General features: G+C 38.6%; 21 protein-coding genes and 4 tRNA genes. 22 read left to right on the forward strand and 3 right to left on the reverse strand.

From position 1 onward, the window contains the following. Nucleotides 1-17 precede the first annotated feature (17 nt). Nucleotides 18-1694: a GLPGLI family protein gene (locus tag ABGT15_RS01775; protein ID WP_367229695.1), complete on the reverse strand. Its 1677-nt coding sequence runs from the start codon at nucleotides 1692-1694 to the stop codon at nucleotides 18-20. 89 nt (nucleotides 1695-1783) lie between these two features. Here ABGT15_RS01775 and ABGT15_RS01780 point away from each other — a divergent pair, with 89 nt between their 5' ends. The 21 genes from ABGT15_RS01780 to ABGT15_RS01880 all read left to right on the forward strand — a co-directional run bounded on the left by ABGT15_RS01780 (nucleotide 1784) and on the right by ABGT15_RS01880 (nucleotide 19970). Continuing rightward, nucleotides 1784-2197 (forward strand): DUF2851 family protein, encoded by a 414-nt coding sequence (locus ABGT15_RS01780; protein ID WP_367229696.1) that lies wholly within the window; start codon nucleotides 1784-1786, stop codon nucleotides 2195-2197. Continuing rightward, entirely contained in the window at nucleotides 2188-2415 is a 228-nt protein-coding gene (locus ABGT15_RS01785; RefSeq protein ID WP_026979462.1) for a PspC family transcriptional regulator, read from the forward strand. The genes ABGT15_RS01780 and ABGT15_RS01785 overlap by 10 nt, the downstream gene beginning before the upstream one ends. 14 nt (nucleotides 2416-2429) lie before the next feature. Continuing rightward, a complete protein-coding gene (locus ABGT15_RS01790; RefSeq protein WP_367229697.1) occupies nucleotides 2430-3311 on the forward strand; it encodes a ComEA family DNA-binding protein in 882 nt (293 codons plus the stop codon). A gap of 30 nt (nucleotides 3312-3341) precedes the next feature. Continuing rightward, nucleotides 3342-4514, forward strand: coding sequence for an acyl-CoA dehydrogenase family protein (locus ABGT15_RS01795; RefSeq protein ID WP_367229698.1), 1173 nt, complete (start codon nucleotides 3342-3344; stop codon nucleotides 4512-4514). Between the two features lie 173 nt (nucleotides 4515-4687). Next, nucleotides 4688-4882 carry a 30S ribosomal protein S21 gene (rpsU, locus tag ABGT15_RS01800; protein WP_023570831.1) on the forward strand — a complete coding sequence of 65 codons (195 nt, stop codon included), beginning with the start codon at nucleotides 4688-4690 and terminating at the stop codon, nucleotides 4880-4882. Between the two features lie 72 nt (nucleotides 4883-4954). Beyond that, entirely contained in the window at nucleotides 4955-5851 is an 897-nt protein-coding gene (locus ABGT15_RS01805) for a tyrosine-type recombinase/integrase (protein WP_367229699.1), read from the forward strand. 33 nt (nucleotides 5852-5884) lie between these two features. Further along, complete coding sequence (hpf, locus tag ABGT15_RS01810) at nucleotides 5885-6187, forward strand: ribosome hibernation-promoting factor, HPF/YfiA family (protein ID WP_367229700.1); 303 nt, start codon at nucleotides 5885-5887, stop codon at nucleotides 6185-6187. 91 nt (nucleotides 6188-6278) lie between these two features. After that, nucleotides 6279-6352 (forward strand) — tRNA-Thr (locus tag ABGT15_RS01815). A 32-nt stretch (nucleotides 6353-6384) separates the two neighbouring features. Beyond that, nucleotides 6385-6466 (forward strand) — tRNA-Tyr (locus tag ABGT15_RS01820). Nucleotides 6467-6596: 130 nt separating this feature from the next. Next, nucleotides 6597-6668 (forward strand) — tRNA-Thr (locus ABGT15_RS01825). Between the two features lie 53 nt (nucleotides 6669-6721). After that, nucleotides 6722-7909 carry an elongation factor Tu gene (gene tuf, locus ABGT15_RS01830; protein WP_367229701.1) on the forward strand — a complete coding sequence of 396 codons (1188 nt, stop codon included), beginning with the start codon at nucleotides 6722-6724 and terminating at the stop codon, nucleotides 7907-7909. 49 nt (nucleotides 7910-7958) lie between these two features. Further along, nucleotides 7959-8030: transfer RNA gene (locus ABGT15_RS01835), tRNA-Trp, on the forward strand. 15 nt (nucleotides 8031-8045) lie between these two features. After that, on the forward strand, nucleotides 8046-8243 hold the full coding sequence (gene secE / locus ABGT15_RS01840; protein WP_367229702.1) for a preprotein translocase subunit SecE: 198 nt from the start codon (nucleotides 8046-8048) through the stop codon (nucleotides 8241-8243). Nucleotides 8244-8253: 10 nt separating this feature from the next. After that, entirely contained in the window at nucleotides 8254-8805 is a 552-nt protein-coding gene (nusG, locus tag ABGT15_RS01845) for a transcription termination/antitermination protein NusG (protein ID WP_367229703.1), read from the forward strand. A gap of 65 nt (nucleotides 8806-8870) precedes the next feature. Continuing rightward, nucleotides 8871-9308 carry a 50S ribosomal protein L11 gene (gene rplK, locus ABGT15_RS01850; RefSeq protein ID WP_367229704.1) on the forward strand — a complete coding sequence of 146 codons (438 nt, stop codon included), beginning with the start codon at nucleotides 8871-8873 and terminating at the stop codon, nucleotides 9306-9308. 18 nt (nucleotides 9309-9326) lie between these two features. Then, complete coding sequence (gene rplA / locus ABGT15_RS01855; RefSeq protein ID WP_367229705.1) at nucleotides 9327-10016, forward strand: 50S ribosomal protein L1; 690 nt, start codon at nucleotides 9327-9329, stop codon at nucleotides 10014-10016. 22 nt (nucleotides 10017-10038) lie between these two features. Then, complete coding sequence (gene rplJ, locus ABGT15_RS01860; RefSeq protein WP_367229706.1) at nucleotides 10039-10536, forward strand: 50S ribosomal protein L10; 498 nt, start codon at nucleotides 10039-10041, stop codon at nucleotides 10534-10536. 54 nt (nucleotides 10537-10590) lie between these two features. Continuing rightward, nucleotides 10591-10959 carry a 50S ribosomal protein L7/L12 gene (rplL, locus tag ABGT15_RS01865; RefSeq protein ID WP_367229707.1) on the forward strand — a complete coding sequence of 123 codons (369 nt, stop codon included), beginning with the start codon at nucleotides 10591-10593 and terminating at the stop codon, nucleotides 10957-10959. A 243-nt stretch (nucleotides 10960-11202) separates the two neighbouring features. Further along, entirely contained in the window at nucleotides 11203-15015 is a 3813-nt protein-coding gene (rpoB, locus tag ABGT15_RS01870) for a DNA-directed RNA polymerase subunit beta (RefSeq protein WP_367229708.1), read from the forward strand. A gap of 254 nt (nucleotides 15016-15269) precedes the next feature. After that, nucleotides 15270-19574, forward strand: a complete 4305-nt coding sequence (gene rpoC, locus ABGT15_RS01875) for a DNA-directed RNA polymerase subunit beta' (RefSeq protein WP_367229709.1) — start codon at nucleotides 15270-15272, stop codon at nucleotides 19572-19574. Nucleotides 19575-19661: 87 nt separating this feature from the next. After that, on the forward strand, nucleotides 19662-19970 hold the full coding sequence (locus tag ABGT15_RS01880) for a DUF3467 domain-containing protein (protein ID WP_367229710.1): 309 nt from the start codon (nucleotides 19662-19664) through the stop codon (nucleotides 19968-19970). A 37-nt stretch (nucleotides 19971-20007) separates the two neighbouring features. On the opposite strand, the gene ABGT15_RS01885 is transcribed toward ABGT15_RS01880, so the two are convergent. Together ABGT15_RS01885 and ABGT15_RS01890 are read right to left on the reverse strand one after the other, a co-directional pair. Beyond that, nucleotides 20008-20241 carry a hypothetical protein gene (locus ABGT15_RS01885; RefSeq protein WP_367229711.1) on the reverse strand — a complete coding sequence of 78 codons (234 nt, stop codon included), beginning with the start codon at nucleotides 20239-20241 and terminating at the stop codon, nucleotides 20008-20010. 64 nt (nucleotides 20242-20305) lie between these two features. Then, nucleotides 20306-21895, reverse strand: coding sequence for a peptide chain release factor 3 (locus ABGT15_RS01890; protein WP_367229712.1), 1590 nt, complete (start codon nucleotides 21893-21895; stop codon nucleotides 20306-20308). Nucleotides 21896-22123: 228 nt separating this feature from the next. On the opposite strand from ABGT15_RS01890, the gene ABGT15_RS01895 reads away from it, so the two are divergent. Then, entirely contained in the window at nucleotides 22124-24097 is a 1974-nt protein-coding gene (locus ABGT15_RS01895; protein WP_367229713.1) for a peptidylprolyl isomerase, read from the forward strand. Nucleotides 24098-24108 lie beyond the last annotated feature (11 nt).

The raw sequence follows: 24108 nt of genomic DNA on the forward strand, positions 1-24108 counted from the left end.
AACGGCTTTTTTTATTGTTATTCTCCAATTAAAACACCAGAAACATTCCACGCGCTGAAACTGTTACCTTCCGGAGCACCTTGCGGTATTTTGATGCGTATGCTGTGGTTGCCGGCTTTTAAATCGCCTAGATCAATGCTGTTTGGGTTGGTTACCGTTCCGGGACACCAGTTTGAACGACTGTAATCCGAAGAGGAAAGTCCGTTGTTGAAATTTCCTGAAGCGGGGTTGAATAGTCTGTAACTTCCGCAATCCTGTCGCCAAGGAATAAAAGAATTAATTTCTTTTTCATTCAGCAGAATCGTATTTTTTTTCGGAACGAATTCATCACCGTTTTCCCATCCGCCATGACCAGTGGTGATGTAACGAAGTTTGGCATTCTTAATGTCTTTCTCTAATGTAAATTCCACTAAAAGACCTTTTTCACTGTTAAACATGGAACCATATTCCTGTCCGGCCATTTCCATTACATTAACGGTGTTGAAAAGCGGTAAGAGAAAGTTGTTTTTTGAAGTGCTGTTTTCTTCGTTATGAATCGTAATGTTCATCGAAATTTTATGTCCGCCTTTATCGTAGTTGCCAATGGTAGCGCCAATCCAAACTTCCTGATTGCTCAAAGCAGCATGTAATTCTGAAATATCCTGACGGTACGGTACAACTTCGTGCCATGTTTTGTCTTTTAATTGAATGTGGTTGTATTGTTTAATTCCAAAAGGAGTAAAAAAGCGCATCAGTTCTAATAAAGGAGAATAGTCGTTCGTTTTGACTACGCCCTGATATTGTTTTCCGTTACCGTTTTCGTATATAGGAAGCGCTTTTACACCATTTTTTAATCCGTCCAGGAATGAAATTTTTGTGTTGGCAGGGATCATAAATACAGAACCGGTTCGGTCGTATGCATCACCGTTGGATTGTTCTGCTAAGTCGATGAAAATCTGATTTCCGCTTTTAATCTCCGGGAATTTTACTTTTTTCAGAATTATGGTTCCGTTAGCGAAACGTAAAATACTGTCATTGGATTTTGCAGCGTCTGAAAAATTAATGATTTCATTTTCGAAAATCTTCAGGGTAGTGAAGCGGCTCTTCCAAAGTAAATCGCGATAACTTAGTAAATCAACACTGTTCTCAATTTTAACGGTTGGGAATTTTTCGGTTTTTTTAAGTTTTTCGATTTTAGTGGCAGATACGACAAAGTTGTTGTTGCGGTTCATTTCCAGAACCAACCCTAAATTTTGTCCTAAAAGGGTAGGGGCGCCTTTTATCTTTAAATCGCTGGTAAACCATAAATCAATATGATTGGAATTGATTATGGTTTTAGCTTTTTGACATTTGTATCCTAAAATAATTTTAGTTTCATTGGTTATTTCGAAAGATTGTTTCGGGAGGGAAATACTGTCAAGGGTAGATACGGTTTTTCTTTTATCAAGTTGTCCAATCTGAAAATATTTGTTTTGTAGGTGATCTACAAGGCTTTGCTCGTAAGGAAATGCGTTTTTCCCGGCAATGGTGTTTTGGGAAGTAAGTAACGTTTCGGTGGCATTTGTAAAGATTATAATCGGATCTTGGTTTTCAGTCACTTTTCCGTTGGAACTTTTTAAATAGGTTATTTTGTATGCGTCTCCGGTTTGTTGCTTTTTTTGAGCATGCGTTATTCCGATCAGGGTAACGAAAAATAAAGTAAGAATTTTTTTCATTTTTTAGTTATGAAGTTTAGGCAAAGATAAAAGTTTCCCTATATTAGCACTTTATTTATTAGCCATAATTAACATTTACTTTTTACGCCATGAAAGAAGATTTTCTGCGCCACATCTGGCAGTATCGAAAATTTGATTTTTCCGAGCTCCAAACAGTTCAGGGAGAAAAACTGCAAATTCTTCATACGGGTTATTGTCTTCAAATAACCGATTCCGTTTTTTTTAATGCTCAATTAATAATTGGTAATCTGCGTTGGGCGGGAAGTATTTCCGTTTGTATGAAATCGTCAGACTGGAATCTGATACATTGCTCCGACGTTTTAGAATCAGATAACCTTATTCTACTTGCTGTATATGACCATGATACCGCAGTGTATCGAAAGGATAAAACAGAAATTCCGGTTTTGGAATTAAAGCACTATGTGACTCAGGAACTTGTTGAGAGTTCCCTGGATGTTCGTGTCGAAAAAATAATTAAATTTGTGACCGTACTATGGGACTAATTACAAACATCCGTCATTTTTTTGAAAAACACGGCTTCGAAGTTTCTTCGCGTCTGGCCGATAAGTTGGGTATGCGCACCACCAGCGTACGTTTGTTTTTCATTTATATTTCCTTTTTCACGGTAGGATTGTGGTTTGGAGTTTATCTTACATTGGCGTTTCTGCTTCGCCTGAAAGATATGGTGTATACCAAACGCAGTTCAGTTTTCGATTTGTAATTCTATTTTTATATATGAATGATGTTCTACTCAGTGTGAAATTCACACGGGAGCAGCGTGCAGGTATTGTTGCGTTGCTATTACTTATGGTGTTAATCCAGATACTCTTTTTTTTGTTTTTAAGTTTTCCTGAAACATATGATAAGCCTTCTAAGGAGGCTCGGGAATGGTTGGTTGTACAATCTGAAATTGATAGTCTTAAAAATGAAAAAGCATTAGCGGTAAATAAGGTTTATCCGTTTAATCCGAATTTTATTTCGGATTACAAAGGTTATACGTTGAAGATGACTGTGGCGGAGATCGATCGGCTTCATGCGTATCGGAAAGAAAATAAATTTGTGAATTCTGTTGAGGAATTTCAGCAAATTACCAAAGTTTCTGATGTCTGGCTTGCAGAATATGCGCCATATTTCAAGTTTCCGGACTGGGTTAAAAACAAGAGGAAGTCATATAAAAGTGGTAAGACGAGCTGGTCTGCAGAGAAGAAAGAAAAGCTTATCGTGGTCGACATCAACAAAGCTACCCAGGAAGATTTGATGAAAGTATATGGTATCGGTCCGGGTTTGTCAGAGCGCATTTTGAAAGAGCGAGAAAAATTTAGTGCTTTTGTCAGTATGGAGCAGATGAAGGATGTTTGGGGTTTGTCTCCCGAAGTCATAGAGAGCCTGAACAGGTGTTTTAAGGTAATTGCTACTCCTGTTGTTAAAAAGATTGCGATTAATGAGGCTTCGGTTAGGGAGTTGCAGGTGTTTCCTTATTTTAGATATCCTTTAGCCAAAGAGATTGTTACTTTTCGAAGTATGAATGGTGAAATCAAATCGAAGGAAGATTTAATAAAAATTAAGAATTTTCCAGTTGAAAAAGTCGATATAATTGCCTTATATTTGGACTTTTAAAACAAACAAACTAAAACAATACGAACCAAAATGAATTCAGTTTATTTTACAGAAGAGCATCAATTATTTAGAGAGAGTTTTCGGGATTTTTTGCAAAAAGAGGTAGTTCCACATATTGAAAAATGGGAAAAAACAGGGACTATTGAGCGATTTATATGGAAGAAATTCGGTGAAATGGGCTTCTTTGGTCTACGCTATCCTGAGGCTTATGGTGGAATGAATCTGGATTTGTTTTATACGGTTGTCTTTTTGGAAGAACTTCAAAAAATCAAATCTTCCGGTTTTGCTGCTGCGATGTGGGCGCATTCTTATTTAGCAATGACCCATTTGAATGCGGAAGGCGATGAAAGAATCAAAAGAGACTATTTGGCGCCAAGTATTTCCGGAGATAAAATTGGGGCTTTATGTATTACAGAGCCATTTGGTGGAAGTGATGTTGCAGGGATGCGTACAACGGCTGTGAAAAACGGAGATAAATACATTATTAATGGTTCTAAAACATTCATTACTAATGGTGTTTACGGTGATTATTATGTGGTCGCTGCCAAAACAAGTCCGGAGTTAGGGAACAAAGGGATCAGTATGTTTTTGGTAGACAGTAATCTTCCGGGTGTATCGGCTACAAAGCTTGATAAACTAGGATGGAGAGCATCAGATACGGCGGAAATTGCTTTTGATAATGTGGAAATTCCTGTTGAGAATTTAATGGGGGAAGAAGGGAAAGGATTTCCGTACATCATGCAGCATTTTGCCTTAGAACGTTTAATTATGGCTATCAATGCACATGCAAGAGCCGAATATGCGATTGAGTATACTATTGGATATATGTCCGAGCGTGAGGCTTTTGGAAAAACGATTGATAAATTTCAGGCATTACGACATACTATAGTAGAGCATGCTACGGATGTGGAGCACTGTAAGTTGTTTAATTACGCGGCAGTTGCCCGATTGAATCAAGGTGAATATGTAGTGAAAGAGGCTACTATGGCTAAATTAAAGTCGACAAAAGTAGCCGATGATACGATTTACGATTGTTTACAGATGTTAGGGGGGTACGGTTATATGGAAGAATATCCGTTAGCGCGTTTGTTTAGAGACAGTCGTTTAGGGCCAATCGGAGGTGGAACTTCGGAAATTTTGAAGGAGATCTTGTCGAAAATGATCATCGATAAGCAAAATTACAAGCCAGCCGTAGAGCATTAAGAAGGCAGAGTGTAGGAAATAGATTAAAGAGCCAAGAAGCAAGAAATTGTGACTTGGCTTTTTTTATTAAACTTTAGGTTCTTTAAGGGTTGAAAAATAATTCATAATTCATAATTCATAATTCAAAATAAAGTCATAAGTTTGCAGCCTAAATGAGAGGAGGTGTCTAGATTATGTTAATTATACCAATTAAAGACGGAGAAAATATCGATAGAGCATTAAAGCGCTATAAAAGAAAATTTGACAAAACCGGAACTGTTCGTCAGTTAAGAGCACGTCAAGCTTTCACTAAGCCATCTGTAACAAGAAGAGCTCAGATTCAAAAAGCACAATACATTCAGGGATTAAGAGACTCATTGGAGAACTAGTAATTTTTTGAATAAATAAATTTACCGTTAGTAAATGAAGTTTTTTAACTTTGTTGCTAACGGTTTTTTTTTATGCGTACTTCACAACAGGCTTATCATGATTATCTTTTGAAAGAGAAAAATTATTCTCTTCATACACTTAAGGCTTATCTGAGTGATATTTCTGAATTCGAATCTTTTTTAAAATTGCAGGACGAGTCTGCGGTTTTGGAAGAGGTGAGCTATGGTCAGATCAGAAGTTGGATTGTGGATTTGGTGGAAAAGGGAATTTCTAATCTGTCAGTCAATCGCAAAATGTCCTCGCTGAAATCCTTTTATAAGTTTCTTTTGAAATCGAAACAGATTCAGGTTAATCCGCTTCAGAAGCATAAATCGCTTAAAACGCCTAAAAAAGTGCAAATTCCTTTTTCTGAAAGAGAACTTGAAATGGTTTTTGATGAAAATGATTATCCTGATGATTTTGAGGGTATTCGCAATCGGTTGATTATTGAGCTTTTTTATACCACCGGTATGCGTCGAGCGGAATTGATTTCGCTTGAATTGTCTAATTTTAGTCCTTATGCTAAAACGTTAAAAGTGTTGGGGAAGCGTAACAAGGAGCGTGTTCTGCCGCTTTTGGACTGTACGATTGAGTTGTTGAATAGTTATTTGCAGGTTAGGAAATTGTTAGTGAGCGGTTCATCCGGCAATTTGTTAATTTTAAATAAAAATGGTCATAAAGTTAGCGAAACGTTTGTGTATCGTTTAATAAATAATTACTTTAGTAATGTCTCTGAAAAAGTAAAAAAGAGTCCGCACGTTCTTAGGCACACCTTTGCGACGCACTTGCTGAACAATGGAGCCGATTTAAATTCAGTAAAGGAATTATTGGGTCACGCCAGTTTGTCTTCCACTCAAATCTACACACACAGCAGTCTGGCTGAACTGAAGCGAGTTTATCAAGATGCTCATCCGCGCAACCAAAAATGATTCTAAACGTTTAACCCAAATAAAATTTTAATTATGAAAGTAAATGTTCATGCTGTCAATTTTAATATTGATAAAAAATTAGTAGATTTTGTACAAGAGCGATTAGATAAACTGGAAAAATATTATGACAGGGTGGTTTCGTCCGATATTTTCTTAAAAGTTGAGAATACGAGTGATAAAGAGAATAAGATAGTTGAAGTGAAGATTAACGTGCCGGGTGATGAATTTATGGTGAAAAAGCAAAGCAAATCTTTTGAAGAAGCAGTTGATTTATCGGTAGATTCTTTGGAGCGACTTTTGTTGAAAAGAAAAGATAAAGTAAGGGCACACAGCTAAAAATAAAAAAAAGATAAAAATTATTTTGATTAAAAAATAAAATCCCTACATTTGCAGTCCGTTAGAAATAGCGGACTTTTTTGTTTTCAATGCCGGTGTAGCTCAGCTGGCTAGAGCAGCTGATTTGTAATCAGCAGGTCGTGGGTTCGAGTCCCTCCATCGGCTCTAATGGTTAAAGCATTGAAAATAAATAAGTTGGGGAGATACTCAAGCGGCCAACGAGGGCAGACTGTAAATCTGCTGACTAAGTCTTCGCAGGTTCGAATCCTGCTCTCCCCACAAGATTTTGAATAAGAATTTTCATAAAGCTTGCTTTGATGAAAATTTGTTTCAAAATTTTGAGTAAGGGTTCACCCTTACGGATCACAAGTTTGCTTGTAATCCTGAAAGGCTGAAACTTGCAATCCTTGCCGGTGTAGCTCAGGGGTAGAGTGCTTCCTTGGTAAGGAAGAGGTCACGGGTTCAAATCCCGTCATTGGCTCAATATTGAATATTTGAACACTAATTATATAACTAAGATTAAATTATTAAATCATGGCAAAAGAAACCTTTGATCGTTCGAAGCCCCATTTAAATATCGGAACTATCGGACACGTAGATCACGGAAAAACAACTTTGACTGCTGCTATTACTAAAGTATTAGCTGATGCTGGTTTATCAGAAGCTAAATCATTCGACCAGATTGATAACGCTCCTGAAGAAAAAGAAAGAGGTATTACTATTAACACTTCTCACGTTGAGTACTCTACTGCTAACCGTCACTACGCTCACGTTGACTGTCCAGGTCACGCGGATTACGTTAAGAACATGGTTACTGGTGCTGCTCAGATGGACGGTGCTATTCTTGTGGTTGCTGCTACAGATGGTCCAATGCCGCAAACTCGTGAGCACATCCTTTTAGGACGTCAGGTTGGTGTGCCTAGAATGGTTGTTTTCATGAACAAAGTAGACATGGTTGATGACGAAGAGTTATTAGAGCTTGTTGAAATGGAAATCAGAGATTTATTGTCTTTCTATCAGTATGATGGTGATAATGGTCCTGTTGTTAAAGGTTCTGCATTAGGTGCATTAAACGGTGAGCCAAAATGGGTTGCTACAGTAATGGAGTTAATGGATGCTGTTGATAACTGGATTGAATTACCAGCTCGTGATGTTGATAAGCCTTTCTTGATGCCAGTTGAGGATGTATTTACAATTACAGGTCGTGGAACTGTTGCTACAGGTCGTATCGAAACTGGAGTTGCTAATACTGGAGATGCTGTTGAAATCATCGGTATGGGTGCTGAGAAATTGACTTCTACAATTACAGGGGTTGAGATGTTCCGTAAAATCCTTGACAGAGGTGAGGCTGGAGATAACGTAGGTTTATTGTTACGTGGTATCGATAAAGCTGATATCAAACGTGGTATGGTTATCATCAAACCAGGTTCTGTAAAACCACACGCTCACTTCAAAGCTGAGGTGTATATCTTGAAAAAAGAAGAAGGTGGACGTCACACTCCATTCCACAACAACTACCGTCCACAGTTCTACGTACGTACAACTGACGTAACAGGTACTATTTCTTTACCTGCAGGAGTTGAGATGGTTATGCCAGGTGATAACTTAACTATTGATGTTCAATTGTTAAGCCCAATCGCTTTGTCAGTAGGTTTACGTTTTGCTGTTCGTGAGGGTGGTAGAACTGTAGGTGCTGGTCAGGTAACTGAAATTTTAGACTAATTATTAGTTGAATATAAAGCTGGCAGTTCTGCTGCCGGCTTTTTAACAAACGGGCGTAGTACAAGGGCTAGTATAGTGGTCTCCAAAACCATTGATGGGGGTTCGAATCCCTCCGCCCGTGCAAAATAAAGATACAATGGCAAAAGTTGTTAATTACATAACAGAAGCATTTGAAGAGTTGAAAATGAATGTAAGCTGGCCAGCATGGTCGGAAGTTCAGCGTTTGACAATCGTTGTTGCTGTGTTCTCAGTTCTATTTGCTTTAGCTACATGGGGTGTTGATACTGTGTTTGCTAGAGTATTAGGGGTTTTCTTTAATTGGTTAAAAGCTTAATTTTTTTGATATGACGGATAACAATGTCAAAAAATGGTATGTAGTTAGAGCTGTAAGCGGACAGGAAAACAAAGTAAAAAACTATATCGAAACGGAGATTAACCGTTTGGGTATGGCGGACTATATCTCTCAGGTGTTAGTGCCGACTGAAAAAGTGGTGCAAGTGCGTGACGGGAAAAAAATTAGCAAAGACCGTGTTTATTTTCCAGGTTACGTGATGATTGAAGCTAACTTAACCGGAGAAATTCCACATATTATTAAATCGATTACTGGGGTTATCGGCTTCTTGGGTGAAACTAAAGGAGGAGATGCGGTGCCTTTGCGTCAGGCAGAGGTAAACAGAATGTTAGGTAAAGTGGATGAACTTTCAGTGAAAGTGGATCAAGGTGCAATACCATATTCAGTAGGTGAGACGGTTAAAGTAATTGACGGTCCATTCAACGGATTTAACGGAACTGTTGAGAAAGTAAATGAAGAGAAGCGTAAACTTGAAGTGATGGTGAAAATTTTCGGAAGAAAAACGCCATTGGAGTTGAGTTTTATGCAAGTTGAAAAAGTATAATATCGTTACATATAAACCCACATCAATCGCTTCCAATTGATAGATGTGCTAAATTTTTTTAAAAAATGGCTAAAGAAATTAGTAAAGTAGTTAAACTACAAGTTAAGGGAGGTGCCGCGAATCCTTCGCCACCGGTTGGACCTGCTTTGGGGGCTGCAGGGGTTAATATCATGGAGTTCTGTAAGCAGTTCAATGCTAGAACACAAGATAAGCCCGGCAAAGTGTTACCAGTACAGATTACTGTGTATAAAGACAAGTCTTTTGACTTTGTTGTTAAGACGCCACCGGCTGCTATCCAGTTAATGGATGCTGCTAAATTAAAGTCTGGTTCAGGGCAACCTAACCGTAAAAAAGTAGCTAGCGTTACTTGGGATCAAATTAGAGCTATCGCTGAAGACAAAATGGCTGACTTAAATGCTTTCGAAATCGAAAAAGCAATGAGTATGATTGCCGGAACAGCTAGATCTATGGGTATAACCGTATCAGGAACAGCTCCTTTTTAATTGTAAAGAGAAAAAGACATGGCAAAATTGACAAAAAAGCAAAAAGACGCTGCAGCAAAAATTGAGAAGAATAAATTGTACTCTTTGAAAGATGCTTCTGCATTAATCAAAGAAGTTGCTTCTGCAAAATTTGATGAGTCTGTTGATATCGCAGTAAAATTAGGGGTAGATCCTAGAAAAGCGAATCAAATGGTAAGAGGTGTGGTTTCGTTACCACACGGTACAGGTAAAGACGTGAGAGTATTAGCATTAGTTACGCCGGATAAAGAGGCTGAAGCTAAAGCTGCTGGAGCTGATCACGTAGGTCTTGATGACTATTTACAAAAAATTAAAGACGGTTGGACAGATGTTGATGTAATCATCACAATGCCTGCAGTTATGGGTAAATTAGGTCCATTAGGTCGTATTTTAGGACCTCGTGGTTTAATGCCAAACCCTAAAACTGGTACTGTAACTATGGAAGTAGGTAAAGCAGTAGAAGAGGTAAAATCTGGTAAAATCGACTTCAAAGTTGATAAAACAGGTATCGTTCACGCTGGAATTGGAAGAGTTTCTTTCGACGCTCAGAAGATCCAGGAGAATGCTCACGAGATTATTCAAACATTAATTAAATTAAAACCAACTGCAGCAAAAGGAACTTATATTAAGTCTATCCACATCTCAGCTACAATGAGTCCTGCAATTGCTTTAGATCCTAAAGCAGTATAATTGGTAGTTAAAAGTTTTTAGTATGACTAGAGAAGAAAAATCAATCGCTATTGAAGATTTAACTGCACAGTTAGCTGGTGTGAATGTTGTGTACTTAGCCGACATTTCCGGACTTGATGCAGATACTACTTCAAACTTAAGAAGAGCTTGTTTTAAAGCAGGAATCAAATTAGAAGTTGTTAAGAACACTTTGCTTGCAAAAGCTATGGAGTCTTCTGATAGTAACTTCGGTGAGCTTCCAACGGTTTTAAAAGGAAATACTTCTATTATGATTGCAGACATCGCTAATGCACCTGCAAAAATCATCAAAGAATTCCGTAAAAAATCTGACAAGCCCTTGTTAAAAGGTGCTTATATCAACGAAGAAATCTACATTGGAGATAACTTACTTGATTCGTTAGCATCGCTTAAATCGAAAGAAGAAGTTATCGGAGAAATCATCGGATTACTTCAATCCCCAGCTCAGAGAGTTATTTCTGCTCTTCAAAACCAATTCAAGGACGAAGAGGGAGCTGAATAAATTGCGCACTAATTAATTATTATATTTTACAAATCATTTTAAAAGATAGAAAAAATGGCAGATTTGAAACAATTCGCAGAACAATTAGTTAACTTAACAGTTAAAGAAGTTAACGAATTAGCAACAATATTAAAAGACGAGTATGGTATCGAACCAGCTGCTGCTGCTGTAGTAGTTGCTGCAGGTGGTGGTGAAGCTGCTGCTGAAGAGCAAACAGAATTCACTGTAGTATTGAAAGATGCTGGTGCTTCTAAATTAGGAGTTGTTAAAGCGGTTAAAGAATTAACTGGTTTAGGTCTTAAAGAAGCTAAAGATTTAGTTGATGCTGCTCCAGCTAACGTAAAAGAAGGAGTTTCTAAAGATGAGGCTGAAGGTCTTAAGAAAGCTTTAGAAGAAGCAGGAGCTGTTGTTGAGTTAAAATAATCTTAACATAGTTTTTGAAACAGGTTTAGGTCCTGAGAGCAATCTCAGTGACCTAAACCATTTTTCGTATAATAAATTTTTAATTACGAAATAATTTTTTAATCCGCACGAAGAAAGAAAATACAGTTTATCAATACACTTATTTTCAAAGATGTGTCGATTTTATAAAAAAGTATTGATTGTTTTATAAGTTCATGTGTTAAACACAAAAATTACTTTTTTTAATCAAAATTTTGTCCATTGATGTTAACAAATCAGACTGAAAGATTAAATTTCGCCTCGACGAAAAACATCCCTGACTATCCGGACTTTTTGGATATTCAGGTAAAATCTTTTAAGGACTTTTTCCAACTGGAAACCAAGTCCGACGAAAGAGGAAACGAAGGTCTCTATAATACCTTCATGGAAAACTTTCCAATCACTGATACACGTAATCAGTTTGTGTTGGAGTTCCTTGATTACTTTATTGATCCACCAAGATATACAATTGAAGAGTGTATTGACAGAGGGTTAACCTACAGTGTGCCGTTAAAAGCACGTTTGAAACTGTACTGTACCGACCCGGAGCATGAGGATTTTGAAACAATTGTACAGGATGTATATTTAGGTACGATCCCATACATGACACCTAGTGGTACGTTTGTTATCAATGGTGCGGAGCGTGTGGTAGTATCTCAGTTGCACCGTTCTCCTGGTGTCTTCTTTGGACAGTCTTTCCATGCTAATGGAACCAAATTGTATTCAGCTAGGGTAATTCCTTTTAAAGGTTCTTGGATTGAATTCGCTACCGATATCAACAGCGTAATGTACGCGTATATCGACAGAAAGAAAAAATTACCTGTAACGACTTTGTTCCGTGCTATCGGATTCGAGCGTGATAAGGATATTCTTGAAATCTTTGACCTTGCTGAGGAAATCAAAGTTTCAAAAACCGGTCTTAAAAAGTATATCGGACGTCGTCTTGCTGCACGTGTTTTGAACACCTGGCATGAGGATTTCGTAGACGAGGATACTGGAGAAGTAGTATCAATCGAGCGTAACGAAATCATCTTAGACCGTGATACGCTTTTAGATAAAGATAACGTAGAGGAAATCGTAGATGCTAACGTGAAGTCAATCTTGTTACACAAGGAAGATAACAACCAAGCGGATTATGCGATCATCCACAATACGTTACAGAAAGACCCAACCAACTCTGAAAAAGAAGCTGTTGAGCACATTTACCGTCAGTTGCGTAACGCAGAACCGCCTGATGAGGAAACCGCTCGCGGTATTATCGATAAATTGTTCTTCTCGGATCAACGTTACAACTTAGGTGATGTAGGTCGTTACCGTATGAACAAAAAATTAGGTTTGGATATTCCTATGGACAAGCAAGTACTTACCAAAGAGGATATCATCACTATCGTGAAATATTTGATTGAATTGATCAACTCTAAAGCAGAGATTGATGATATCGATCACTTATCAAACCGTCGTGTTAGAACAGTTGGTGAGCAATTGTCTGCACAGTTTGGTGTAGGTCTTGCGCGTATGGCAAGAACCATTCGTGAAAGAATGAACGTTCGTGACAATGAGGTGTTTACGCCAATCGATTTGATCAACGCGAAAACATTATCATCGGTAATCAACTCATTCTTCGGAACCAACCAGTTATCTCAGTTCATGGACCAAACGAATCCATTAGCGGAGATTACACACAAGAGAAGATTGTCTGCCCTTGGACCAGGAGGTCTTTCCAGAGAGAGAGCCGGTTTCGAGGTTCGTGACGTTCACTATACACACTACGGACGTTTATGTCCGATTGAAACTCCGGAGGGACCAAACATTGGACTTATCTCTTCATTAGGAGTATATGCGAAAGTAAATGGAATGGGATTCATTGAAACACCTTACCGCAAAGTGGAAAATGGTGTAGTAGATTTGAAATCGGAACCAATTTACTTAAGCGCAGAAGAAGAAGAAGGTAAATTGATCGCACAGGCAAACATCGACATGGATGCTAATGGTAAAATTACTGCGGAAAGAGTTATTGCTCGTGAAGAGGGTGACTTCCCGGTATTGGAACCAACTGCAGTTCACTATACCGACGTAGCGCCAAACCAGATTGCATCGATTTCCGCATCACTTATTCCATTCTTGGAGCATGATGATGCGAACCGTGCGTTGATGGGATCGAACATGATGCGTCAGGCCGTACCATTGTTACGTCCTGAGTCACCAATTGTTGGAACCGGTTTAGAGCGTCAGGTAGCTTCTGATTCAAGAGTGTTGATCAATGCTGAAGGAAACGGTGTTGTGGAGTATGTTGATGCTAACGAAATTACCATCAAATACGACAGAACGGAGAAAGAAAGAGCAGTAAGCTTCGATCCGGACGAGAAAACCTATCAGTTGATCAAATTCAGAAAAACTAACCAGAGTACGTCTATCAACTTGAAACCAATCGTAAGAAAAGGGGATAGAGTGGTAAAAGGACAAGTACTTTGTGAAGGATATGCAACGCAAAACGGAGAGTTAGCACTTGGAAGAAACTTACAAGTTGCGTTTATGCCTTGGAAAGGGTACAACTTCGAGGATGCGATCGTAATTTCTGAAAAAGTTGTTCGTGACGATATCTTTACCTCCATCCACGTAGACGATTACTCTTTAGAGGTTCGTGATACAAAATTGGGTAACGAAGAGTTAACGAATGATATTCCAAACGTTTCAGAAGAGGCTACTAAAGACTTGGATGAAAACGGTATGATCAGAATCGGAGCCGAGGTAAAACCTGGTGACATTCTAATCGGAAAAATTACACCAAAAGGAGAATCAGATCCTACTCCGGAAGAGAAACTATTAAGAGCGATCTTCGGTGATAAAGCTGGTGATGTGAAAGATGCTTCATTAAAAGCGTCTCCATCGTTACACGGTGTGGTTTTAGACAAAAAATTATTCGCGAGAGCGGTAAAAGATAAACGTAAGCGTTCTAAAGACAAAGACGATTTGGCGGTTCTTGAGTCTGAATTCGAAGTGAAATTCGTTCAGTTGAAAGATAAGTTAGTTGAGAAATTGTTTGAAATCGTTAACGGAAAAACGTCTCAAGGTGTAATGAACGATTTGGGTGAGGAAGTATTGCCAAAAGGTAAGAAATACACGCAAAAAATGCTTTACGCTGTGGAAGATTTCGCACACTTAACAAAAGGTCAGTGGACTACAGATGACGAGTCAAATGCTATGGTAAATGACTTGATCCACAACTATAAAATTAAGTTGAACGATTTACAGGGAGCGTTACGTAGAGAGAAATTTACCATCACGGTTGGAGACGAGTTACCATCAGGTATCTTAAAACTGGCTAAAGTTTACATCGCTAAGAAACGTAAGCTGAAAGTGGGTGATAAGATGGCGGGTCGTCACGGTAACAAAGGTATCGTTGCGAAAATCGTTCGTCAGGAAGATATGCCGTTCTTAGAAGACGGAACACCGGTAGATATCGTATTGAATCCACTAGGGGTACCATCTCGTATGAACATCGGTCAGATCTATGAAACTGTATTAGGATGGGCAGGTAAGAAATTAGGAAGAAAGTATGCAACGCCAATTTTCGACGGAGCGTCTTTAGACCAAATCAATGCCTTAACAGACGAAGCAGGAGTGCCAAGATTCGGTCATACGTATTTGTATGATGGAGGAACTGGAGAGCGTTTCCACCAGCCAGCAACCGTAGGGGTAATCTATATGTTGAAATTAGGACACATGGTTGACGATAAGATGCACGCACGTTCTATCGGTCCATATTCATTGATCACGCAGCAGCCTTTAGGAGGTAAAGCACAGTTCGGAGGTCAGCGTTTTGGAGAGATGGAGGTTTGGGCTCTTGAGGCATACGGTGCTTCTAGTACACTAAGAGAAATCTTGACAGTGAAATCGGATGACGTAATTGGTAGAGCAAAAACTTACGAGGCCATCGTTAAGGGAGAAACTATGCCGGAGCCTGGCTTACCAGAATCTTTCAACGTATTGATGCACGAATTGAAAGGTCTAGGTCTTGACATCAGATTAGAAGAATAATAAAAAAAGGCAGTATTCAGTTCCGGTCTACCGGAGCTGAATGCTTATTTATAATAAGTTTTTAAGGATTTATACCCGTAACCCGTTCCGATTTTTTATAGTAATGCAGGGCATTTTATAATTAGCGCTTCAAACCAGTATTTGAAGTTTAGAGAAGTAATTCGAGGTAGTAGCGTAATGAATTGACTCTTTTTGAGGGTGAATCATAAGTCTAAAATCAATTTTTAATTGCAAATAAATCAATAGTAAAAACTATGATGAATAATAGAAACAAAGATAAAAGTACGATCAAAAGATTTAATAGAATTTCCATTGGTCTTGCCTCTCCTGAATCCATTTTGGCTGAGTCAAGAGGTGAGGTGTTAAAACCGGAAACCATCAATTATCGTACCCACAAACCAGAACGTGACGGTCTTTTCTGTGAAAGAATTTTCGGTCCGGTAAAAGATTACGAATGTGCTTGTGGAAAATACAAAAGAATCCGTTACAAAGGAATCGTTTGTGACCGTTGTGGAGTTGAAGTTACGGAGAAAAAAGTACGTCGTGACCGTGTTGGACACATCAATTTGGTAGTGCCTATCGCGCACATTTGGTATTTCCGTTCCCTTCCGAACAAAATCGGTTATATCTTAGGATTGCCGTCTAAGAAATTAGACATGATCATTTACTACGAAAGATACGTAGTAATCCAGCCGGGTATCGCAAACGGTCCTGATGGAGAGTCACTTAAAAAATTAGATTTCCTAACTGAAGAAGAGTTCTTGAACATTCAGGATTCCCTTCCGATGGAAAACCAATATTTAGATGATAACGATCCGAACAAATTCATCGCTAAGATGGGTGCGGAATGTATCATGGATTTATTAGCACGTACTGACCTTGATGAGTTGTCTTATCAATTGCGTCACGCGGCTAATAATGAAACTTCTAAACAAAGAAAAACAGAAGCGTTAAAACGTCTTCAGGTAGTAGAATCTTTCCGTGAGGCTAACAACAACAGAGAGAACCTTCCTGAATGGATGATTTTAAAAGTAATTCCGGTGATCCCGCCAGAATTACGTCCGTTAGTGCCACTAGATGGTGGTCGTTTCGCGACTTCGGATTTGAACGACTTATACCGTCGTGTAATCATCCGTAACAACCGTTTGAAGCGATTAATGGAAATCAAAGCGCCGGAAGTGATCTTACGTAACGAAAAACGTATGTTACAGGAATCTGTAGACTCGTTATTCGACAATACAAGAAAAGCTTCTGCTGTTAAAACTGAATCAAACAGACCATTAAAATCGTTATCGGATTCCTTAAAAGGTAAGCAAGGACGTTTCCGTCAGAACTTATTAGGTAAACGTGTGGATTATTCAGCACGTTCGGTAATTGTCGTTGGACCGGAAATGAAAATGTTCGAGTGTGGTCTTCCGAAAGATATGGCGGCTGAGCTGTACAAACCATTCGTTATTCGTAAGTTAATCGAAAGAGGAATCGTTAAGACGGTTAAATCGGCGAAGAAAATCATCGACAAAAAAGAGCCGGTGGTATGGGATATCCTTGAAAATGTAATCAAAGGACACCCGGTACTACTAAACCGTGCTCCTACTTTGCACCGTTTGGGTATTCAGGCATTCCAGCCAAAACTTATTGAAGGTAAAGCGATTCAGTTGCACCCTTTAACGTGTACGGCGTTTAACGCGGATTTCGACGGTGACCAGATGGCGGTTCACTTACCGTTAGGACCAGAGGCTATTTTAGAGGCACAATTGTTAATGTTGGCTTCGCACAATATCCTTAACCCGGCGAATGGCGCACCAATCACGGTACCTTCTCAGGACATGGTTTTGGGTCTATACTATATGACCAAAGAGCGTTTGTCTACCGAGACTCACAAGATTTTAGGTGAAGGTTTAACGTTCTATTCTGCAGAAGAGTGTAATATCGCACTTAACGAAGGAAGAGTGGAATTGAATGCTCGTGTTAAAATCAGAGCAAAAGATTTCAACGAGAATGGTGAATTGGTATACAAAATTATCCAGACTACTGCAGGAAGAATCTTGTTTAACGAGGTAGTTCCGGAAGCAGCAGGGTATATCAATGACGTATTGACTAAGAAAAATTTAAGAGACATTATCGGTCATATTTTAAGTACTACCGATGTGCCTACAACAGCAGCTTTCTTGGATAATATGAAAGATATGGGGTACAAATTCGCTTTCAAAGGAGGATTGTCCTTCTCTTTAGGTGATATTCGTATTCCAGAACAAAAAGAGCAGTTAATTGCAGATGCCAGAGAGCAAGTTGAAGGTATCTCCATGAACTATAACATGGGTCTTATTACCAATAACGAGCGTTACAACCAGGTTATTGATATTTGGACTTCAGCCAATGCTCAGCTTACTGAGTTGGCAATGAAAAACATTAGAGAAGATCAGCAAGGTTTCAACTCAGTATATATGATGCTTGATTCTGGAGCGAGGGGATCTAAAGAACAGATTCGTCAGTTAACCGGTATGCGTGGTTTGATGGCTAAGCCGAAAAAATCAACTGCAGGTGGTGGTGAAATTATTGAAAACCCGATCTTATCGAACTTTAAAGAAGGTCTTTCGATCTTAGAATACTTCATTTCTACGCACGGTGCTCGTAAGGGTCTTGCGGATACGGCGCTTAAAACGGCGGATGCGGGTTACTTGACTCGTCGTTTGCATGACGTTTCTCAGGATGTTATTGTGAATTCTGTAGATTGTGGTACTTTAAGAGGAGTTGAAGTTTCGGCTTTAAAGAAAAACGAAGAAATCGTAGAATCTTTAGGAGAAAGAATCTTAGGACGTGTTGCGCTTCAGGATGTGGTAAATCCATTGAGTGGAGAAGTGATGGTTCACGCTGGTGAGCAAATTACAGAAGCAATCGTTAAAGAAATTGATGCATCTCCGGTAGAAAAAGTAGAGGTTCGTTCGCCGCTTACTTGTGAGGCTGAAAAAGGAATTTGTGCTAAATGTTACGGAAGAAACTTAGCGACAGGTAAGATGACGCAGAAAGGTGAAGCCGTTGGTGTTATTGCAGCACAATCCATTGGTGAGCCGGGTACCCAGTTAACACTTCGTACGTTCCACGTTGGAGGGGTTGCAGGAGGTATTTCTGAGGAGTCAAGTATCGTTGCTCGTTTCGGAGGTAAATTAGAGATTGAAGATCTTAAAACGGTTAAAGGTGAAGATAACGAAGGAAATGTAGTTGATATCGTAATTTCACGTTCTACGGAATTGAAATTAGTGGATACAAAAACAGGAATCTTGTTAAGTACACATAATATCCCATACGGATCCAGCATTTTTGTTGCCGACGGTCAAACGGTTGGAAAAGGAGATGTAATCTGTAAATGGGATCCATATAATGGTGTAATTATTTCTGAGTTTACCGGTAAAGTAGCTTATGAAGATATCGAGCAAGGACAATCGTTCATGGTTGAAATCGATGAGCAGACCGGATTCCAGGAGAAGGTTATTACCGAAGGAAGAAATAAAAAATTAATCCCTACTTTATTAATCTACGGAAAAGACGGTGAACTAATCCGTTCGTACAACTTACCGGTAGGAGCTCACTTAATGGTTAACGACGGTGAGAAAATTAAAGCAGGTAAAATTTTAGTAAAAATCCCTCGTCGTTCTTCGAAAGCGGGCGATATCACGGGAGGTTTACCAAGAATTACCGAGTTGTTAGAGGCTCGTAATCCTTCGAATCCGGCTGTAGTATCAGAAATTGACGGTGTAGTATCGTTTGGTAAAATCAAACGTGGTAACCGTGAAATCGTTATCGAATCTAAATTTGGTGAAATCAAGAAATACTTGGTTAAATTATCAAACCAGATTTTAGTTCAGGAGAATGACTTCGTTAAAGCAGGTATGCCGTTGTCTGATGGAGCAATCACTCCGGAAGATATTTTAAGAATTCAAGGACCATCCGCTGTTCAACAGTACTTGGTTAATGAAATTCAAGAGGTTTACCGTTTACAAGGGGTAAAAATCAACGACAAGCACTTTGAGGTGGTAATTCGTCAGATGATGCGTAAAGTACAAATTCAGGATCCGGGTGATACCTTGTTCTTAGAAGATCAATTAGCACATACTTCAGACTTTATCGTTGAAAACGACAAGTTATACGGAATGAAAGTTGTGGAAGATGCGGGTGATTCTCAAAACTTAAAAGCAGGGCAGATTATTTCGCCTAGAGAGTTAAGAGATGAGAATTCGTTGTTGAAACGTAATGATCAGAATCTAGTGGTAGCTAGAGACGTTGTTCCAGCAACAGCGACTCCGGTACTTCAGGGTATTACAAGAGCGTCGTTACAAACGAAATCGTTCATTTCTGCGGCATCGTTCCAGGAAACAACGAAAGTATTGAACGAAGCGGCAGTAGCTGGTAAAGTTGATGATTTAGAAGGATTGAAAGAGAATGTTATCGTAGGACACAGAATCCCTGCCGGAACCGGTATGAGAGATTACGATAATACGATCGTAGGTTCTAAAGAAGAGTTCAACGAATTGTTGGCTGCCAAAGAAGAATTTAATTACTAAGATTTAAAATTCTTATTATATTTACAAATCCCAGTGGTAATTTACCGCTGGGATTTTATATTTTAGCAAAAACTAACATTAAATAGTATGAGTGATAAAAATCAGCAAGGGCAAATAAATATTGAATTAGATGAGCAAACGGCAGAGGGAACCTATTCGAATCTGGCCATCATCAATCATTCGAATACTGAGTTTGTTTTGGACTTTGTGTGCATTATGCCGGGGGTTCCAAAAGCAAAAGTAAAATCAAGAATTGTGTTGACACCGCAACATGCTAAAAGATTATTGCGTGCTTTGGGTGAAAATATTCACCGTTTTGAAAGTGCTCACGGAGAGATTAAAGAGGCGGAGCAGCCACCAATTCCTTTGAATTTCGGTCCAACCGGACAAGCCTAAATAAAAAAAGCCTCTCATTTCGAGAGGCTTTTTTTATTTAGGCTTTTTTAGTGCGAAATCGAATGAAATACCATCCGGCTAAAGCTAATCCAGCTACGGCTAATAACTCCAGTTTATTATTTATTGGTGCGTGTGGTCCACCACAAGGTGGGTTGTCGCAAGGGCCTCCGTTACCGCCACCTGGTCCACCACCACCAGGACCACCACCTTGAGCAGTGGCAGTTAAAGAGAGTAATAGGCCAATTATCAGTATGGTTAAAATCTTTTTCATTTTTTGGGATTTATATGTAAAAGTATATAAATATGCTTGTAAAATATGTTTTAAACGTGTTAAATTATTCAAATTCAGAGGTGAACAGTAATTTTACACTCGGATATTTGCTTTGTGTCATTTGGATTGAGAAGTCGGAATCCGCAAGGAAAACCATTTGCCCGTATTTGTCTGTAGCCAAAAACTTTTGTTTAATTCTTTTGAATTCGGCAAATTCTTCATTTTTAGGATCTTCCGGTTTTACCCAACATGCCTTAAACGCCGGGAAATTTTCGTAAGAACATTTTGCGCCGTACTCGTGTTCCAAACGGTACTGAATCACTTCGTATTGTAGCGCTCCCACAGTTCCGATTACTTTTCGGTTGTTCATTTCCAAAGTGAATAACTGTGCAACTCCTTCATCCATTAATTGGTCAATTCCTTTTTCAAGCTGTTTGGCTTTCATAGGATCCGCATTATTGATGTAACGGAAATGCTCGGGGGAGAAGCTTGGAATTCCTTTAAAATTCATGATTTCACCTTCGGTTAAAGTGTCTCCGATTTTAAAATTTCCGGTATCGTGCAATCCTACAATATCACCGGGATACGAGATGTCAACGATTTCTTTTTTCTCGGCAAAGAAGGCGTTGGGACTGGAGAATTTTAGATTTTTTCCTTGACGTACGTGTAAGTACGGCTTGTTTCTTTCAAAAGTACCGGACACAATTTTTACGAAGGCCAAACGGTCGCGGTGTTTCGGATCCATATTGGCGTGTATTTTAAATACAAATCCCGCAAATTTGTTTTCGTCTGGTTTGACTTCACGCGTATCTGAATCTTTGGGTCTTGGGGTCGGAGCGATTTCAATGAAGCAATCTAATAACTCACGAACTCCGAAATTATTTAAGGCAGATCCGAAGAATACCGGTTGTAAATGGCCGTTCAGATACTCATCACGATCAAATTTTGGATACACTTCCTCTACCAATTCCAGTTCTTCACGTAGTTTGTGGGCTGGTTTCTCTCCGATTATTTTTTCAAGTTCTGGAGTATTTACATCGTCGAAAGCAATTGTTTCTTCAATGTTTTTACGGCTGTCTCCTTCAAAAAGATTAATGTTTCTCTCCCAGATGTTGTAAATCCCCTGAAAATCATATCCCATCCCGATAGGAAAGCTTAAAGGTGTAACGTGAAGTTTTAATTTTTTCTCCACTTCGTCCATCAAATCAAAGGCATCTTTACCTTCACGATCTAATTTGTTGATGAAAACAATCATCGGAATGTTACGCATACGACACACTTCCACCAATTTCTCGGTCTGTTCCTCAACTCCTTTAGCTACGTCAATCACAACGATTACACTGTCTACTGCGGTCAGTGTGCGGAACGTGTCTTCTGCAAAATCCTTGTGACCCGGAGTATCAAGGATGTTGATTTTTTTGTCTTTATAGTTAAAAGCCAATACGGAAGTAGCCACGGAGATTCCTCTCTGTCGCTCGATTTCCATAAAATCGGAAGTGGCTCCTTTTTTAATTTTGTTACTCTTTACAGCACCTGCTTCCTGAATTGCACCACCAAATAAAAGCAGTTTTTCGGTTAAAGTTGTTTTACCGGCATCCGGGTGGGAAATAATACCGAAAGTTCTTCTTCTCTGTATTTCTTTTTGAAAACTCATCAGACAAAATTTAATGGGTGCAAAAGTAGTTATAATTTACGAGAAGTCATTTTATTATCAAAAAAATAGAATTTACACGGCTTTTGCAATTTTGCGCATAATTTTTTGTTAATAGTATATGGGATGATTGTATAATAGGTTTGAATTGTTATTTTTGTTGGTCGCAAAACGGAAATAGTGTTTTTGTGTATTGGTATAACTATAAAAGTGTATAAAAGCTCATATAAAATGAAATTAAAACAAATTCTGTTAGGTCTTTTTGTAGCCGTACATGCGGTTTCATTTGCACAAGAGAACAAAAAAGAAGTCCTTTTTACTATAGATGATAAACCTTTTTACACCGAAGAGTTCGCCAGAGTTTACAAAAAAAACCTTGATTTGGTAAAAGATGACTCTCAAAAAGATTTAGACCAGTATCTGGATTTGTTTGTGGGCTATAAGTTGAAAGTCAGCAAAGCCAATAAAATGGGGCTGCAAAATAATGTGGCGTATCAGAATGAATTGCGTTCCTACAGAGCGCAGCTTTCGAGAAATTATACTACGGATACTAAAGTAACCAAAGAATTAATCAATGAAGCTTATCAGCGTTCTTTAAAAGAAATAAAAGCTTCTCATATTTTGTTTACGGTTGATGAAAATGCGGTTCCGGCCGATACTTTAAAAGTGTACAGCCAGGCCATGGATGTCCGTAAAAAGATTTTAAGCGGAGAAAGCTTTGATGAAGCCGCAGTGAAGTATTCTCAGGATCCGTCCGCTAAAGAGAATAAAGGGAACTTAGGGTGGTTTTCGGTTTTCAGAATGGTGTATCCGTTTGAAACGGCAGCCTACAAAACCAATAAAGGCGAGATTTCTATGCCTGTAAGAACCCGTTTTGGCTATCATTTGGTAAAAGTAAACGATATTCGTGATAACAGAGGGCATGTAACTGTAGCTCATATCATGACATTAAAAGGAGAAAATCCGGTTGAAGCGGAAACAGCAAAAACTACAATTGAAGAAGTGTATAAAAAACTGAAACAAGGGGAGAGTTTTGAAAGTTTGGCCCAACAGTTTTCACAAGACAAATCATCATCGAGCAAAGGAGGGCAATTACAGCGTTTTGGTTCTGGTGAATTGAGTTCGGAGGAGTTTGAAAATGTGGCTTTTTCACTAAAAGAAAACGGTCAGATTTCCGAGCCTTTTAAATCTGAATTTGGATGGCATATCGTTAAATTGATTGAAAGACATCCTGTTAAGTCTTTGGAGGAAGTGGATGCGGAATACGATAATAAAATCAGAAAAGACGATCGTTCTAAGCTAATCAATAAATCGTTGAACGAGAAGTTGAGTAAAAAATATCCGGTTAAGCGTGAAGAGAAAGTTTATGCTTCCATCAAGACTTTGGTTACCGATAAAATCTATTCGCAGGAATGGGATGTTCCCGCTAATATGAAAGATTTTAACGTGAAGTTCTTAACGATTAATAATGATAAAGTTGTTAATGCTACAGCCTTTATCAGTTACATTAATTCCCAGCAAAAGAATAAGATCAATATTAAACCAGTTTCTAAATTGGTAGATCATTTATACAATAAATATCTAGAAGAGTCTTTGTCGGGTTACTATAATGATAATCTGGAGAAAGAGTTTTCTGATTTTGCAAACGTTATGGATGAATACCGTGACGGTTTGTTGTTGTTCGATTTAATGGAAAGAGAAATTTGGCAAAAAGCAAAGACGGATTCTTTAGGGCTTAAGAATTTCTACGAAGCGAACAAAGTAAATTATCAGTGGAAAGACCGTGTTCAGGTGAATATTTTTTCGTCTACAAAAGAAAGTGTTGTTAAAAAAGCACAAGGTTATCTGAAAAATAAAAAATCAATCGACTTTATCAAGGGAAAATTAAATACTAAGGATGCGATTGAAATTATGGTGAAATCAGGAACTTACGAAGTTGGCGGAGAAGGTATGCCGAAGCATGAAAAAGTGACTAAAGGAGTTACGGAAATTGTTAAAGAAGGTGATTATTATTTTGTAACACAGGTAAATCAGGAACTTCCAAAAGCGATTAAAACACTTGACGAAGCCAGAGGACGTGTAATTAATGATTATCAGCAATACCTTGAGCAAAACTGGGTGTCGGAACTGAAAAAAGAATTTAAGGTAAAAATAAACGAGCAAACGTTTGCAAAGGTTAAAAGCGAATTACAACAAACAAAATAATAAGATTTCTA

Origin of the sequence: Flavobacterium enshiense (assembly GCF_040750275.1) — a bacterium.
Classification (GTDB): Bacteria; Bacteroidota; Bacteroidia; order Flavobacteriales; family Flavobacteriaceae; genus Flavobacterium; species Flavobacterium enshiense_B.